The organism is Paenibacillus sp. BAC0078 (assembly GCF_054483875.1).
This window is the reverse complement of the sequence record NZ_JBTLRW010000020.1, coordinates 97,120-113,820: the sequence shown is the minus strand read 5'-3', so window position 1 is coordinate 113,820 and position 16,701 is coordinate 97,120. Positions and strand designations below refer to the sequence as shown.

Genomic DNA, 16,701 nt, shown 5'->3' with positions numbered 1-16,701 from the left:
GCGCACCAACAGTGAAAGAGCAGTTAAGAAAGTTATTTGAAGAACGCTACCCCACGGTCGAAACATTGGCCGCATTTTTGGTGTTCGGGTGTGTGTAGGGGGGGGGTTCCCCCGCCACTACACACTCTTACACCCTATAAGATACACCCGATGAGATACTCTACTCTTACACAAACTTCTTGACACTACCCCAAACCACCCTACCTCGCTCCAACAACGGCATTTCTGCCGTTATTTCTGGCCAACCCCCATGGTTCTCCCTGTTCTTGGTTCATTTCGTAAGTGATTATCCTGGGGTACAGGCGTTATAGGGCCCTCAAAACTTCTAACCATTTTCATAGTTTCAACAATAAAAACGGCCGCCTCACTAGCAGAAAAATCTGCTTGAGACAGCCGTTTCATTAGTTCAATCTTGCTTATGCTTAAAAATGTCCAGCAAACCGCTTATTCGGCTTGACCCAGCAGCCGGTAAATAACAGCAGCCGCTTGCGCCCGGGTAGCTTGTCCTTCAGGGACAAAGCGTCCATCCGGCATGCCGTTGATCAGTCCGCCGCTGCGCACCGCTTCTACTGCTTCGGCAGCATCCTGCGGCAGTTGCTTCAGGTCGGTGAACGGAGTGGTTGCCGCTCCGGCTTCACTCTTCAATGGAACATTCACGATACCTGCGAGGCGGTAGATCATTACGGCCATTTCCTGGCGGGTAATTTGCTCATTGACCCCGAAGGAGCCGTCGGCTTTTCCTTTCACAATGCCCAGCTTTTGTGCGCTGGCAATCGGGCCGGTGTACCAGGCTCCCGATTTCACATCGCTGAATGCAGGTACAGCCGTCTCATCCAGCAGATCGAACGCATTCATCAAAATCTTGATGAATTCCGCGCGGGTCACGTTAGCCCCCGGCTTAAACGCGCCTGCTTCCGTACCCTGGATAGCCCCTCTGGCTGCCAGCGCTTCGATGCTGTCCGCTGCCCAGCCCACGTTCGCTACATCGGTAAATGCAACGTTCGGGCAGAGAACCGCATAGGTTCCGTTATGCTTCATGTTGAATTCGAACATTCCGGTAGCGGCATTGTACTTGCCGCCAGCAACGATCTTGGCTGTTCCGGCATCATTCAACGTGTAGGCGACCACTTGATGGCCCTTGTCGCCGGCCTTCAGCACATAAGGCAGGGCCAGCTTGATGCCCTTCGCTTGCAGCGCCGAAGCCGCAAGCGCCGCTCCGTCAACGCTCAGCGTAATGTCGCTGACCGTGCCCGCTCCCTTGAGGGCGCCCGCTTGCGCCGGCAGGCCCGCACCGTCCACGGCTTTCACTAGCAGCGCAAGGCTGCTGTTACCCGTGTACGATTTCAGGAAGCTCTGCGGCAGAATCACATTCGCCGAGCCGGCCTCAAGCTTCAGCGTGGTCACCGCTTTCGCTGCGGCCAGCGCTTGCAGCGGAAGCTCTACCGCCACTTGCTTCACACCCGCCGCCGCTTTAACGGTGACTGTCAACGTGCCGTCTTTGATGTCCTTGGCGGCAGCTTCGATATCACCGGCGGTTACCTGCGCCTTAACTGTTCCGTCCGCCAGCACCACCGGCTGCACGGCGATACTGCCTTTGCTTACGGCAGCAGGCGTTGCGGTCGCACTAGGGCTTGGTTGCGGTGTAGTACTGGAACCGGACGATGGAATGTACGGTGTTGCTGTTGGTGTCGGTGATGGCGATGGTGTTGGCGATGGTGTTGGCGTTGCTGTCGGAAGCAGCTTGAGTCCGGCAATTGCCGACTCCAGCTTGCTTAACGCCGCATCAATGTCCGCCTGCGCAGCGGACCCGCTCTCCAGCAGCAGCGAAGCTTGGCTTATAGCTTCTGCAAGAGCCTTCCAGCTCGCTTCGGTATACAGCGCCTGCTTCAAAGCTTTCGCTTCTTTAAGCTTTTCCTCCAACAGACTGGTATTGGCCGGCGGTTGCACAGCTACAAGCGTCAGCGTATAGGTACGCGTTGTAGTCTGGTCGGCAGCCGTTACCTTCACTTTGTAGCCTGTCTTCAAATCCGTTGCCAAAGTAATAGCATCTGTTTCATAGACGGCAAAAGTAACTCCAGCCCGTACAGTTAATCCCTCATTCAACTGCTTCAGGGTCGTAGTCTCAGGCACAATAATTTCCTTCGCCACCTGATCTACCGAACCGCCCGGAATTGTAATGCCGCTGATGGAAGCATTATGCTCTTCCACCGGCTTGAGTGCTTCGAAAGCGTTCTTCAACGCTTTGTAAGCCGTATCAATATCGCCTTCGGTGGATGAATCATTCTTGTAGACCTCTGTCGCAGCCAGCAGAGCAGCATGCAGCGCTTCCCACTGTTCCGACGTTCCGCTGTAGTTGTCTTTGTTCACCGCCGGATCGGCGGCTGTATCAATCGCTGTTTTCAGACGCGTCTTGTCATACTTGACGTAGATGCGGCAGCTTGCCCTCAGCTCGCTTCCTTCCACCTTGCCCAGAATAACAAAGTCGGTGGCAATGGTCAGCTTGTTCGCCGGCACTTCATCCCACACCACGCTTGCCTGGCCTCTTGTTTTGTCCGCATAGGTCACGGTCACTTTGGCAGGCAGAACCGGCATCACGTTCACTGTTGTATTGACCGAGACCGGCTCAACGGCTGTAATTGCTCCGTGATCGGCCGGAATCGGCTCTTCCCCGCCGGCTTTGGACGAAATGGCGCGCCATTCCTTAAGTCCGGTATAGGAGCCGCCTTGCTTCACCATCGTCAGCCGCAGCTTGTCGGTCGTAATCTCATCAAAGGTGACTTCGTTGAAGGTATCCTTCGCCATCTTCTTCTCGCTCAGACCGCTGACAGGTACGAATTTACCCGCAGCACTGTCCCAATATTCGAAGCTGTAGTCGGAAGGAACGACTACTCCGCCGCCGTCATCGAAGAAATACAGCGAGCTTCCGGAGAGAGTCACCGGACGTTTCCACGAATATTGCACCCAGTGGCTGCTACCGGGACCGCCCCAGTTTCCGTATTGGGTTTCAACTTCCTTGTCGCCAATACTATTTGAAATAAGCGGGACATAGCCGTCATTCACCGCGTACACGTTCTCCCAAGCCGAAGTATACGAAGCGCTTGGCGTTGCCAGCAGAGCCGCATTTTTGTAGCGCAGATTGTCTATGGCCGACCGCAGCCCATCCGTTGTGGTCTGCACTTCCTCCAGAGTATATTTGTCTTTGGCGAGCAGCGCCTTGGCCGCAGTCAGCGCAGTTTGGAGCCCCTGCCACGATTCAGGCGTAAAGTCGGCCTGATTCCGCACAAGTGGTCCCATCGCTGAATTCCGATCTGCGAACTTCGCGATCATATCGGACAGTTCGGCGGTCGCTACGAATACCGTAACCGGAACATCGACTTTGGTAACCTGATCTCCGTCGCTGACGCTCAGCTCGAATTTGTATTCGCCTACCGTCTTGAATGTCGCTTTCAGGACGGCTTGATCCAGCACAGGCGCTTCGACCTGACCTTCACCGGAGACAAGCTTCCACTGATAGGTCAGCTTGCCGCTTGGCAGGCCGTCATCCTGGATTGTAGGCACAAGGGTCAGCGGAGCATCCTGCTCCACCTTCACCGGCGTATCCAGCATCACCTTCGGCGCACGGTTGGCCGCAGGCGTAACCTGCAGATTGTTGTTGTAAATCTGAATTTCCTTAATACCGGTTCCAAAACCTGAAGCATGGGTGAAATTAACGCGGATCGCTGCCGTATCCACCGCCTTGAACTCCACATTGTTGTAGTTGGAGGTTACATAATCCGGATAACGGAATTGCCCCTCCACCGGTTTCCAGGTCGTACCGTCAGCATCGAGATACTCCACGCCGAAGGTCTGCGGAGCGTCATAGCCGTTAGGACGCCGGTCATTGTAGAAGTAGACCTTCACATTATCCACCGTCTGAGTGCTGTCGAACTTGAAGGTCACCGTATCGGACGGATTCGGCGAGCCGCCGAACAAAGCCGTATTGGACGTATGATTGATGGAAGCAATCGTTGACCCATCCGCCAGATTCTTCACATCCGAGCCGCTCTTGATATAGCTGGATTCAATAGTCGTTCCAGCCGCAAGCGCCAGATTCTCGCCGCTATGCACAACGTCAACGCCAGCTTTGTTGAACATATCAACCGCTTTGGCATTGCCGGCCAGCGAAGTGTCATCGGCTGCAGCCAGTTTGACGGCGCTGCCTTTTTGGAATAATACCTGCGTCTTCGAGTTGTCGCCTACAGCGCCCTGAACATCACCCGCAGGTTTTTCCACCTTGCCTGTAGCTGTATCAAAAATGATATGCGACATTTCGTTAGTGGTCATTACACGCTCGCCATTAATGAAGAGCGAATAACCAGCCGGAATGCCTTTGTAATAAGCATTGCTGTCGGTATACTTTGCCGGGTCCTGCCAGACAATCGACAGGTTGGCATCATGATAACGCACATTGTCCACTGCGAAATGGTCATATTTGACATTGATCGGCCACAGCTCGATTTTGTCATCCGTTCTCGGCTGCAGTCCGGCCATATCCTCCATAACCGTGTAATTCATCATGCCCAGCGTATCGTGGTGAATCCATGCCCGCACCATTTTGCCGCTTGGGTTCGGCGGGTTGTCCTTGGTCCAAGGTGTGCCGAAGAAATAATCCTCCAGCCAGAAGAACTCATTGGAATCCAGATAATCCGTATTGCCCGGATTCACTGTGTGCAGCCATGCGCCCCAGTCGAACAACGTTTTATAAGTGTCGCTGTTGATGTTATTCACCGGGTAATAGCGCAGTGAAGCGCGAATGGTATTGATATAATTGCCGAAGTTGCACCAAGCGAACTGGTCGGTGCCGAAGGCATCAGTCTCACCGTTCTTGAACGCCTCAACCCGCTTCATAATGCTGTTCTGATCGGCAGTGAAGAACGGGAAGATCGGATAGTAATTCGGATCAGCGTAATCGTACAGTTGGGTCAGGTACTTGGATTGATATCCAGCTTCCCCTGCCTTTGGCACCACGCCGAAATTGAACACGAACATGTTGTTGTCGCGCCACGGATCGAATACATCCTTGCTGCCTTCCACTTTTTTATGCAAAAAGCTGCCGTCTCCCTTGGTATCCGCTTTACCGTCGCCGTCAAAGTCCTTATTGTCATACCACATATTCGTCAAAATGGCCTGCTGGATCTTGCCGGCAATCTCCTTCATCTGCGCGGCCTTTGCCGTATCGCCAAGCTGCTCATACATTTGCTGCGCCGCTACTGCATTGGCATACTCCGTGGACGATCCGTCCAGACGGGCATAGTTGCCGCCGCCTTTCCAGTGCATCGAGACAGTATCGCCGTCATTGCCGGTAATCGGCCCGTGGTTATAGTAGACCAGATCCGGGTCTGTGCCCTTGAAATGAGCCAGTGTGCCGGTTACATCGTTCGCCGAGAAATCAGCGAATTTCTTCAGCACCTTATCCCCGCCGCCGTAGATTTTGTAGGCTTCCCAGCCTACCTGCGACGAGTTCTGCATCATATCCCAGGTCCAGATGTTGGGCCGGCCAGGGTTGTTTTTATAGTTGGCGTTCTCGGAATATTCGCCTTGGGCCAGCCATGTGCCGTAAGCATAGGATGGGTCGCGCAGCCATTTCAAATCCTGCAGCGCCCACGGCACGCTGACTGTGATGCCGTTGTTATAGCCGAGCACACCCTCCATATTCATCGGGAACTGCCAGTCATTGCCGGGAATGTTGGCCTCCAGCAGATTGTAGCGGTTACTCCACCAGCGGTAGTAGAGCACCTTCTTCACATTCTCGTCAGGAACGTCGATGTACGGAATGTTTTGCGCCCACCACTCGTTGTACTGCTTGACCTGATCCGAGAAAGCCTTTTCATTATTGGCTGCCTTGAAGTCGGCATACTGTGTCTTCGAGGCCGGAATTTCCTCGGCCAGCCAGCCCATAACGACCTTCTGGTCCACCGATCCGCCGGCCGGAACGGTAATCTCTTTGACGAGATCGTTGCCCGCAGGACTCATGCCGTCCCCGCTTAAATGAACATCGACATAGGACATCGCTTCCACATATTTTTCACCGGCCCGTCCGACCATAATTGGAGCGGCAACCCGATTGCCAATGAGTTCATCGCCTTCCGCCTTGGAGACAAATGGCGATTTGACCGTCATCGTTACCGTAATCGGCTGACTGCCCTTATTGGTAAGCTTCAGCAGGGTAACGGCGCTGTTGTAGGCGGAAATGAATTTGCGCTGGTTGATTTCCAGCCCGCCGCTGTTATAGGTCTGATCCTCATGGCTGGGATAATTTTTGCGTTTGTCCTTGTCCTCATCCATCCCGCCAGTAGACAGGGAGATGTTGTACATCGTATCCTTGTTGAGCGTATCCGCATAATGCACTGTACCGACAAAACCAAGCTGTGAATTGTCCTGTGTCTTCATGTACAGGGCGCTGCCGCGGCTGAACAGCATATTGGCGCTGCTGTCGTCACCGGTATTATCATCGGGAATGACGCCATTGTTGACCAGCAGTGAATCGAGCCACGGCAGGTCGGCATTGTCTTTGGCGAACTTGGCAAAATCAAAATCCTGAATTTTCTGCATCATCTGGCCGATGGTGTCCTGGCTGAAATCAATCGGCTGCTTGGCGATCTTATTGCCGTCCTTCCACTTCGCCGGACCGTAATCCGTACCTACACCCTTATGCACAAAATCCGTCGTATAGTTCGCCGATGCCGGCACAATGCCGGCATTCAGGGTAACAGCCGTACACAAGGCCGCTACCCAAATCTTTCGAGTCCATTTCTTCGTTGCCATCTTTGCTTTGTCTCCTCTCTAACCTTTAATCCCCGTCAACGTAATACCTTCCACAAAATATTTGTTGCCGATCAGGAAAAACACCAGGCAGGGAGCCGTAACAACCAGTGCAAGCGCCATGACCTGTTCATAGTTCGGAATCCGCATCCCGTTGACGATGTAGAGACCCATCGGCAGGGTGTAGTCGGCTTCCGTCTTCAAATAAATCATCGTGTAGAAAAATTCATTCCAGCAGTTAATGAAGCTGAACAGTGCAACAACAATCATCGCCGGGCGAATCAGCGGCAGCATAATGCTGGAATAGATGCGGAAATGGCCCGCGCCATCAATTTTGGCCGCCTCGCTTAATTCCCCGGGAATGGTCATGAAAAATTGCCGCAGCAGAAAGACGAAATACGCATTACCGCCCGCGCAGAAAAAGGCGGGAATGATCAGCGCCGGCTTGCCGGCCAGTCCAAGCGAAGTGTACAGCGAGAATTGCGGCAGCAGGGTTACAGCGCTCGGCAGCATCATACTGCTGATGACAAGCACGAACCACATCCCGCGCAGCGGGAACTTCAGCTTGGCAAAGGCATAACCGGCAAAGCTTGTCGTAAGCACGGTGCCGATCACGTAAGGTACGACAATGGATACCGAGTTCCAGAGCTGCCGCCAGAACTGTATGCGCTCCAGCCCCAGCTTGAAGTTATCGGCACTCAGTTGCTCCGGGAAGAACACGGGCGGACGCGCCAGGATCTCCGAATGGCTGACAAAAGCGCCGCGCAGCAGCCAATACAACGGGAAAGCGAAGACGACCGCAAGCAGGCAGGAGAGCGTAATGAGCGCCGCGTGAATAGCCTTGCTTCTGCTTTTTGCCCGCTTGATGCTGGAATATTTCATAGTTGCTGTTGCTGTCATGATCTCACCTTCTTTCTTTTGCCCATTGAATCGTCGCGCTTAAGCGCACCCTGGAAGTAGAACAATATGACTGTAATAGCTAGCGTAATCAGGAAGACAATCCAGGCCTCGGCGGACGCCAGCCCGCGCATGCCCACTTGGACAAAGGAATGGTCATAGATCATAACGTTGATGAAATAGGTCATCCGGTCAGGCGCGCCGTTTCTCGACAGCACCACGCTCTGGGTATAAATCTGGATGGAAGTCATCATGCACATGATCAACTGGAAGAAAAGCACCGGCTTGATCGTCGGGTAAGTCACCTTCAGGAATTTATGCCACGCATTGCCGCCGTCCATCTCTATGGCTTCCAGCAGTTCGCCGGGAACATCCTGCAGTGTGGCGATGAAGACAACAATCGTCCCGCCGCAGGTCCACAAACTCATGATGAACAGGGTCTCGAAAATCCGGATCGGGTCCGTCAGAAACTCTACGGGCGCTATTCCCATCTGCAGCAAAAGCCAGTTGACAAGTCCGCCTTTGGCCTGATTTTGCAGCAGCATTTGCCACACAATCGTAGTCGCCAGCATCGGCACCACGGACGGCAGAAAGAAGATGGCCCGCAGCATATTTCTGCCGATAAACTTGCGGTTCAACAACAGTGCAACGATCAGGCAAAAGACGATAACAAGCACCACATTGACAAAAGCGTAGATCAAGGTTACCGTTATCGATTTTTTGAACTCGGAGCTGGGATTGCTGAAGATATATCTATAGTTGTCCAGCCCGATCCAGTCCATTACCTGACTTCCGCTCAAAATCGTAATTTTATGAAAACTGTAAAATAAGCTGGCCAGCATCGGGTACAGCGTCAGCACCAAAAATCCGATAATGGCAGGCGCTGCAAACAAATATCCGGCAACCGCCTCCTTGGTGGCGCCTTTGGCGTGTTTCTTGACATAGACGGGTGCCACACCGGTTTTGCTCTCTGGGTTCATAAGCACAGCCCTCTTTTCAAATAAAAGCTTTATACTTTTGTAATAGTGATATCAGTTCTAGGACACCTTGCCGCTTTCCCACAGCTTCTTGATCGTAGGCATGATCGAATCGTAAATTTCCTTGACGCTCTTCTTGCCGGACAACGCCTGGTCGATGGATTTCTCATACTCCGTATTCATCTTCAGGTAAGCCGGAACATAATACGCAGGCCATTGCACGATAGCATCCTTGGTAGTGGAGTAGCTGAGAATCGTTTCTTTGGCGCTTTCCGGCAGATCGGCGGTCCACTTGTCTACCAGAGCGGGGTCGGTATACCAGTCTGCCTGATTCGGCAGCCATGCACCGCTCTTCAGCAGCTCCAGGCTGTTCTCAGGGTTAACCATGTAGGCGTAGAATTTCTTGGCCTCTTCGATATGTTTGGAGGTGTTGTACACTACCAGCGGAGCGCCAGCGTTCATTGTTACTGCTTTCTCCATTTTCGGCAGCACACCAACCCCGATGTCCTCATTGCCTTTGATGTTAGCCAAATCCCAGGAGCCGCTGATCGCCATTGCATATCCGCCGCTGAGTGCATCCACAGCGGAGCCGATTCCTGTGCTCCAGGTGTAGGTGAATGGGGAAGCTACCTTATCCTTGTTGACCAGATCGGCCAGCTTTTGAATACCCTCTGCGCTCTTAGGTGAATCCCATTGGAACTCCTTGCCGTCCGGTGATACAATACCGCCGCCGTTCGCATTGGCTGCCCAGAAATGATGGAATTCACGGCCGGCAGTGAAGCCAAGGCCATAATTCTCGGTCAGCGAAGCATCGAACCCGGCATCGGCAGCCGTCTTGCCCTTCGAATCCTTAGTCAGTTTCTTGGCGTTGGCTACAAAAGTATCCCAATCCCAGGCGTCTTCGACTTTTGAGGGAGGATAAGGGATACCGGCTTCGTCAAATTTCGCTTTGCTGTAGAACAGCAGCTCCATTTGGTTGGAGAGACCCACACCGATTACCTTTTGTTCGGGAGAATGGATGGTAATCGCCGGGAGCTTCTCGGGTATGCTTCCGTCTTTCAGCAGATCGGAGATATCCGCGAGAATCCCCATTTCATTGTACTTTTGAATGTCGCCTTCACCCATGTAGCTGATGTCCGGCAGCTCACCGGATTGCAGCCGGGTCTGGATAAAGGTGTCGAAGGTACCGTCCGCCGGCAGCACCTGCGCATTGATTTTGACTCCGGTATCGGCCGTATATTTCTCTGCGGCTGCTTCGACCAGCTTCTTCTGCACATCATCCCCCCAATACAGCAGTTCCAGGGTAATATCCTTCCCGGACGCATCCTTGTTGTCCGCCGCCGCTTCCGATGCCTTCGGCGCTTCTGTTGCCGCATTTTTGGCATTGCCCGAGTTGTTCGAATTGCCCGAACAGCCCGCCAGCGCGGAGAGCGCCATCGTTAGTGCAAGAGACAGAACCAGATTACGTTTGCCTAACTTCATGTTTGTTTCCTCCCTTATGTCAAAGCTATTTATTTCAAGTCAAACGAGTTTAATCGTTTAACTTAAAAGCAACATAAATTTGCATAACCGGATGTTCCCCCGGTGCATAGCAGCAGCGGGATTCAAGCAGCGAAAATCCATTTACGGGCAGGCGCTGAACCGTCCGTCCCGAAGCCGGACCCTGGGCTGCAGTGTTCCTTGGGGAGCGCGGAATTCCAGCTTGTCTTCAAGCAGCAGAACTCTTGACGGATATGCCGCATAGCTCGTCACAACCCAGCCGTTCTCCTCTTCGGTAATGAACCCGTTGACACAACGCAATTGACCGCTGCTGTCCCGGTACAGGTAAGCCGTTGTCCCGAAGCCAAGCAGATAGGCGACCAATTCCTCGCCCATATCCCAATCATCCCCGGATACACCGGAGAACAGCGAGGTGAACAGCGGATCGCTTGCGCCTACGAACACCGATTGTCCGAACCGGTTCCGCGACAGCTCCGGCATATTCAGATTCGGTGCGGCTACGCTGTAGGTCGAAGCCGCTTCTCCCGGCGCAAGGCGGCGCGGCGTGGAGCGCACGTTCCAGTCATAGCAGTTGAACACCGCCATCGTGGAGCGGTAAGCCGCTTCCAGATATTCAGGGTCGCCCAAATGCTCATAAGCAACCAGCGCCGACGCGGCCACAAGTCCGCCCCATAAGGAATGGATCATGGGAGACAACGCTTCCCACCAGCGGTCCGGATTTTGCAGCCGGTAATCATTGCTGAATCCGATGTTGGCCAGAATAAGCTGGCCGTAACGCGAAGCTTCGCCGGTAATGCCAAGATGGCACAGGGTTTCACAGGTCGGGCCGAAGCCGGCGTTATCGTAGAAATGCTCCGTAATCGCCCCGCTGTATTGCTGCACGCCAATCTCCATACTGCGGCCAAACCGCTCCCACAGCTTCAACAGCCGCCCGTGCCATTTGGACAATCCCGCAGTCTCCAGATCCTTCAGCAGCTCCTGAATGTAGAGAATAAATACGCCGTTCAGGCTTGACTCGTCCTTCTCGCGCTGGCCGGGATGGCAATCCGGGTCCAGCCGCATGCACATGACTTCGGCAGCCCACTGCAGGTATACCCGGGGCGGATTCAGCTTCAGCAGCCCACCATCCATCCGCGACAGCAGGTAGAAGACATGGCCGATGTAATCGAAGTCGTAGATGCGGTAGAAGTCTCCGTATAACGGGCGCGGCCGGGAAAAATCACCGTCTGCGAACCAATGGAGCTTCATATCCAGCACCGCGGCCGCCTCAGCCTTGGCCACCTGCTCCGGCACAGGGGTGGTCATGCTGTTGTTCATCAGCAGAAACGCCAGCTTCCCTAGCGATTCCCCCTGGTTGGACAACGGCCGGAACGCGTGGGGCCGTTCCGCTGCCCCTGCACCCTCATAGCTGTTCGCGGCCAGCCACTCCGCCCGCTTCTTGAGCAGGGTGCCGACCGGCTCCAGCACGTTCCAGACCAGCACATCGCGGCGTCCATCCGCAAGCACCAGCTCCAGCTTGTGCTCGCCCGGCTCGCTCCGGTGAAGGGACAGCGTGTACCCGCTGCCTCCGCCATTCTGCCCGGCCCCGCTCAGCGGCAGCGCCTGCGCCGTAACATCCTCCTCGCGGATCGTGTCCGAGCCTCCCGGCGCAGTATACAAGCGCAGCTCGCGCAGTGCCTGGCCATCCGGCAGGTTGAGTGAAGCCTGGAAGACCCCGCCCTTAGGCAGCACGGGCGTATAGCTCCAGCGCGGATGCCCGAGTGCTTCGCCCCGGTGGTAGAAATCGTCCATATCCCGGAACGGAAGAAAGACATATTCCCACACTTTCGTCTGTTCTGGCGCAAGCTTCAATGTCTGGTAAGCGCTACCATAAATCCAATCGGCGGCGGCTGATTCGCTCATTGAAGCCCCGTCCTCGACAAGCGACAGCCGATGGTAGAGCAGGCCGTCCAGCGAAGGCGAAACCTGCTCAAGAAAGCGGTTGCTATAACGGCAATAGGAGCCTGTCGTTACCGTTTCACCTTCCATACCGTATACGCCCAGATGCGGCCCTTCATTACTGCGCCGGACGGCGGCGAATTTGGCGAAATCTCCGCCAAGATGCGTGAACACCGCGCAGGATTCGCGCATATTGCGCAGCACATTCTCGTCACGGTACATTACATAAGCCAGTGAAAACCAGATATGCAGCCCGTTGATGCGGGCAGGCTTATCCGAATTATTCAACAATTTGACCGCCCACCGCAGTTGCTCACCTTTCAAAGTATACACTACCGTGAGCACAACCGGGGAGACATTAAATTCTACAGTTACGTGGCAGGGGCCCTCTTGTATAATTTTCGGCGTGAGGTCAACACTGCGCAAGGTGTCCCCGTTCAGCCGCATCGTCCATTCCCCGAACAGCTTATCTTCATCATCTGTATATCCGGCCTGCTGCAAATAACCCGGATCTATCACCCAGTTCATCTCATAGGGATCGTCCCGCATGACGAGAGCCTCCATCGCTCCCCGTCCGCTTAGTTCAATTCTGTATCTCTCATTGCTCAGTATAGTCATCAGCCATCACCTCTTTCACATCCTGTCACTAAATTTAAACGTTTAAATTGATAGGAAAATAAATGATGTGGAACATCACTCCTGTTTCTGTTCCACATCGCTGTGCAATGCTCTTACCGAATCGCGCTCAATCAAGCGGCATTCCGGCATAACGAGCGTCTGCACCTTGTTCCCGTTAATTAAATGGTAGAGCGTTTCAATGGCCTGATATCCCATCTCGTGCAGCGGCAATCCCATCGTTGTGATGCGCGGGCGCAGATAATCGCTGAATTCCCGGTTATCAAACCCGATTACCGACAGATCATCCGGGATGCTGACACCGCGCTCATCCGCCGCCTGCAATACACCGACAACCATTACATCGTTCATCGACAGAATAGCCGTTGGAGGCTCCGGCAGCGCAAGCAGCTCGCCTGTCAGGCGATATCCGGATTCCCGCTCCCAATCCCCCATCTTGATCAGCATAGGATCAAAGGGCAGCTCAAAATCGGTAACCGCTCTGTAGTAGCCCTTCAGCCGTTGTCTGGATGGAATGGAATCCATCAGACCGCTGATAATCCCGATTCGGCTGTGCCCTTTACGGACCAGGTACGACATTGCTTCATAGGAAGCCTGCTCATCATTATATTGGATAGATATATCGTCCTGTGTATAACCGTAGGTATATACAATGGGTTTGCCTTCGACATCAATAAGGCCTGTCAAATCACGGGTATGTACACCGATATAAATGATTCCATCCACTTGTTTGCTGAGCAGCTCGGACACGGCATTGGCGGCATATTTGCGGTAGGCATCCGTATCGCTGAAGTTGCGGCCAATCCGCTTATCCAGGCGAAGGTTGACAAGCAATATATGCTGGTCGTTCCGGTCCCCGAAGTCATTGATGCCGTCGATAATTTCAGGTGCATTGAACACGGTCACATCTTCTGCGATTACGCCGATCGTATTCGTGCGGTTGCGCTTGAGACTCTTGGCAATATCATTCGGTTTGTAGTTCAGTTCTTCTATGGCTTCTGTCACCCGCTTGTGCGTTTCGGGACGGACATTACGGGTGCCGTTAAGCACATAGGAGACGGTAGCAATTGAAACATTGGCCTTGAGAGCTATGTCTTTAATGCTGGTTTTCCTCATGGGCTTCTCCTGTCTAAGCATCCGAACCATAGTCCATTAGTCGTTTAAACGTTTAGATTAATAAGTGACACCTAAAACTTACCACATAAAATATCATTCTGCAAGCTCTTACATCGCTATATTGCTATTTTCTCAGAAAAAAATGCCGCCAATCCACGGACAGTGTAGATCAGCCTTTAAGAGTACAGGGAAAAACGCCCGCCAATCCCGCTGAAAAGGATGATTCTCAGGATTAATTGGAATTCCTCCCTGTGCTTGGCAGTTCTCTCTGTCCGGTCCACTCTTACGTTTATTTACGGCGCGGCTTCATCATCCGGTTATACATCACAAGCGCGGCAATAATCATCCCAATCATGGCGACGCTGCTTGCTGAATCAGGCGACATGCCAAACATGAGGCATACACTGTTCACTAATGTTCTTGTAACCAGCGCGACCAAAATCAACATTAATGGACGCCAAATATTATATCTCATCTCTGCAACACTCCCGGCCTATTTATCAATAAAACCAAAGCTCTCACAATTAACCAGCTATCAGTTGCTATTATAGCACAAGTAGGAATGCGCATATATTTTAGCTGCCCCATCCCATTTTGACAAGAACACACGTTCGGTATATACTTTTCCCTATGAGGAGGAGTTGACCGTGGATGTTATGGAGAAACTTGAAATTTTGACCGCTTCGGCCAAATATGATGTAGCTTGCACCTCAAGCGGTTCCAGCCGCAAGAGCCAGCCCGGAGGCATGGGCAATGCGGTCAGTATGGGCATCTGCCACAGCTTCGCGGCGGACGGCCGCTGCATCTCGCTGCTGAAGGTGCTTATGACCAACGGCTGCATCTATGACTGCGCTTACTGCATCAACCGCAAATCGAACCCCACACGCCGGGCCGCATTTACACCGGAGGAGATCGCGGACCTGACCATGCAATTCTACCGTCGTAATTACATAGAAGGCCTGTTTCTCAGCTCCGGTATTATGCGCAACCCCGATTATACAACCGAGCAGTTGATTGCCGCTTTGGAACTGCTGCGGAATGTCTATCACTTCGGAGGTTATATCCATGTAAAAGCCATTCCCGGAGCAGACGATGTACTGCTGTCCAGGCTCGGACTGCTCGCGGACCGGATGAGCGTCAACATCGAGCTGCCCTCAAGAGAAAGTCTTGGCCTGCTTGCTCCTGATAAGAGCAAGGATTCCATCCTGAAGCCGATGGCCCTGATCAAGAACAAGATCACCGAGAATTCCTCCGATCTGGTCAAATACAACCACGCTCCCCGTTTCGCCCCTGCCGGACAGAGCACGCAGATGATCGTGGGCGCAACGCCCGACACCGATTACCAGATTATGAACCTCACGGAAGGCTTATACCGAAAGTACGGCTTGAAGCGCATTTTCTTCTCAGCCTATACCCCCGTGGTAGAGCATTCGCTGCTGCCTTCCCTAGATACCAAACCGCCGCTGCTGCGGGAGCACCGGCTGTATCAGGCTGACTGGCTGCTGCGCTTCTACGGCTTTCGGGCCAGCGAATTGCTGGATGAAGCAGCTCCCAACTTCAACCCGCTGCTCGATCCGAAATGCAGCTGGGCCATTAACCACCGGGAGCAGTTCCCGGTTGAGATCAACCGTGCGCCGTATGAAATGCTGCTGCGTGTGCCGGGCATCGGCGTAAGAAGCGCCCAGCGGATTGTGAAGGCGCGCCGTGCCGGAGCGCTGGACTTTCACGCATTGAAGAAGCTCGGCGTCGTGCTCAAACGCGCCCAGTTCTTTATCACCTGCAAGGGAAAGACACTCGAAGGCCTCAAAGTAGGCGAGCATACCCTGCTTCGGTCACTCATGTCCGGGCAGGAGCTTGCACAATTTCAGCAGCCGCAGTACGAACAGCTCTCCCTGTTCGATGATGCTTATCTGGCAGCTCTGCCGGCAGCAGAAGCAGCCTCCTTGATGAACGGAGGGCAGGCCTGATGTTTGCAACATCCCCACTGGCATATACCTATGACGGCAGCTTCGAAGGATTGCTGTGCTGCGTGTTCGAGAGTTATACATGGAAGGAAGCCCCGCTTGCCATTCATTCTGATGGGGAAGGGCAAGCGCTGCTTCTGGAATCAAAATGGATTGATACCGACATCAGCAAGGCAGACCGGGTACTGCGTTCCATACCGCTGCGTATCTCTCCCGAAGCAGAGGAGCTGGTCCGCCTGGGATTCTGGACATGTGTGCCGGACAAGGAGCTGCTGCTGTTGAACTTCTTGTATCTCGGCTTCACGCACGGCCGCGAGGTAATGAACATGCTTGCCAATGATACGGTTGACGCCTTGCTCAAGGCGGTTCAGCAGCTTCAGCGGGAGGCCCACCTATATCTGGGGTTTGTCCGGTTCTCCGTTTACGGTCCGGTCATGGCGGCGGTCATCGAGCCCCGCAGCTTCGTGCTTCCCGTCATTCAGGAGCATTTCTGTGACCGGTTCCAGGGCGAAAGCTTCATGATTTACGACAAAACCCACCGGATGGCGCTGATCCACCAGCCCGGACAACAAGCTATCATCCCCCTTGATGAATGGGTGCCCCCGGAGCCTGATGCTGCAGAAGAGCATTATCGCCACCTGTGGAACGGATTCTACGACGCCATAGGGATTAAGGAGCGCCGCAACGACCGTCTGCGCTCATCGCTGATGCCCAAACGATACTGGAAGCACCTGCCGGAAATGAACGGCGGAGGTGCAAGCGTTGCGGGCAGAAATGTTAAGCTTGAAAATAGCGCATTCCAACTAGAAAATAGGGTAAAATCCAAAGCAAATCTAAACTGAAAAGTGATATGCCCCCTCATGGACATGTAA

General features: G+C 53.6%; 9 protein-coding genes. 2 read left to right on the top strand and 7 right to left on the bottom strand.

The genetic code is table 11. The annotated features are described in order from the left end of the window. Nucleotides 1–444: 444 nt before the first annotated feature. The 7 genes from ACX1DY_RS26395 to ACX1DY_RS26365 form a co-directional block, all read right to left on the bottom strand. Nucleotides 445–6,804, bottom strand: a complete 6,360-nt coding sequence (locus ACX1DY_RS26395; RefSeq protein WP_458967155.1) for an S-layer homology domain-containing protein — start codon at nucleotides 6,802–6,804, stop codon at nucleotides 445–447. An 18-nt stretch (nucleotides 6,805–6,822) separates the two neighbouring features. Continuing rightward, complete coding sequence (locus ACX1DY_RS26390) at nucleotides 6,823–7,701, bottom strand: carbohydrate ABC transporter permease (protein ID WP_458967154.1); 879 nt, start codon at nucleotides 7,699–7,701, stop codon at nucleotides 6,823–6,825. After that, nucleotides 7,698–8,678: a carbohydrate ABC transporter permease gene (locus tag ACX1DY_RS26385; protein ID WP_458967153.1), complete on the bottom strand. Its 981-nt coding sequence runs from the start codon at nucleotides 8,676–8,678 to the stop codon at nucleotides 7,698–7,700. The genes ACX1DY_RS26390 and ACX1DY_RS26385 overlap by 4 nt, the downstream gene beginning before the upstream one ends. A 57-nt stretch (nucleotides 8,679–8,735) precedes the next feature. Further along, complete coding sequence (locus ACX1DY_RS26380) at nucleotides 8,736–10,157, bottom strand: ABC transporter substrate-binding protein (RefSeq protein WP_458967152.1); 1,422 nt, start codon at nucleotides 10,155–10,157, stop codon at nucleotides 8,736–8,738. 141 nt (nucleotides 10,158–10,298) lie between these two features. After that, nucleotides 10,299–12,731: a hypothetical protein gene (locus tag ACX1DY_RS26375; protein WP_458967151.1), complete on the bottom strand. Its 2,433-nt coding sequence runs from the start codon at nucleotides 12,729–12,731 to the stop codon at nucleotides 10,299–10,301. A 75-nt stretch (nucleotides 12,732–12,806) separates the two neighbouring features. Further along, nucleotides 12,807–13,865, bottom strand: coding sequence for a LacI family DNA-binding transcriptional regulator (locus ACX1DY_RS26370; RefSeq protein ID WP_458967150.1), 1,059 nt, complete (start codon nucleotides 13,863–13,865; stop codon nucleotides 12,807–12,809). 289 nt (nucleotides 13,866–14,154) lie between these two features. Next, complete coding sequence (locus ACX1DY_RS26365) at nucleotides 14,155–14,340, bottom strand: hypothetical protein (RefSeq protein WP_458967149.1); 186 nt, start codon at nucleotides 14,338–14,340, stop codon at nucleotides 14,155–14,157. Between the two features lie 181 nt (nucleotides 14,341–14,521). Here ACX1DY_RS26365 and ACX1DY_RS26360 point away from each other — a divergent pair, with 181 nt between their 5' ends. Beyond that, complete coding sequence (locus ACX1DY_RS26360) at nucleotides 14,522–15,832, top strand: putative DNA modification/repair radical SAM protein (protein WP_458967159.1); 1,311 nt, start codon at nucleotides 14,522–14,524, stop codon at nucleotides 15,830–15,832. After that, nucleotides 15,832–16,671 carry a TIGR03915 family putative DNA repair protein gene (locus ACX1DY_RS26355; protein WP_458967148.1) on the top strand — a complete coding sequence of 280 codons (840 nt, stop codon included), beginning with the start codon at nucleotides 15,832–15,834 and terminating at the stop codon, nucleotides 16,669–16,671. The genes ACX1DY_RS26360 and ACX1DY_RS26355 overlap by 1 nt, the downstream gene beginning before the upstream one ends. Nucleotides 16,672–16,701 lie beyond the last annotated feature (30 nt).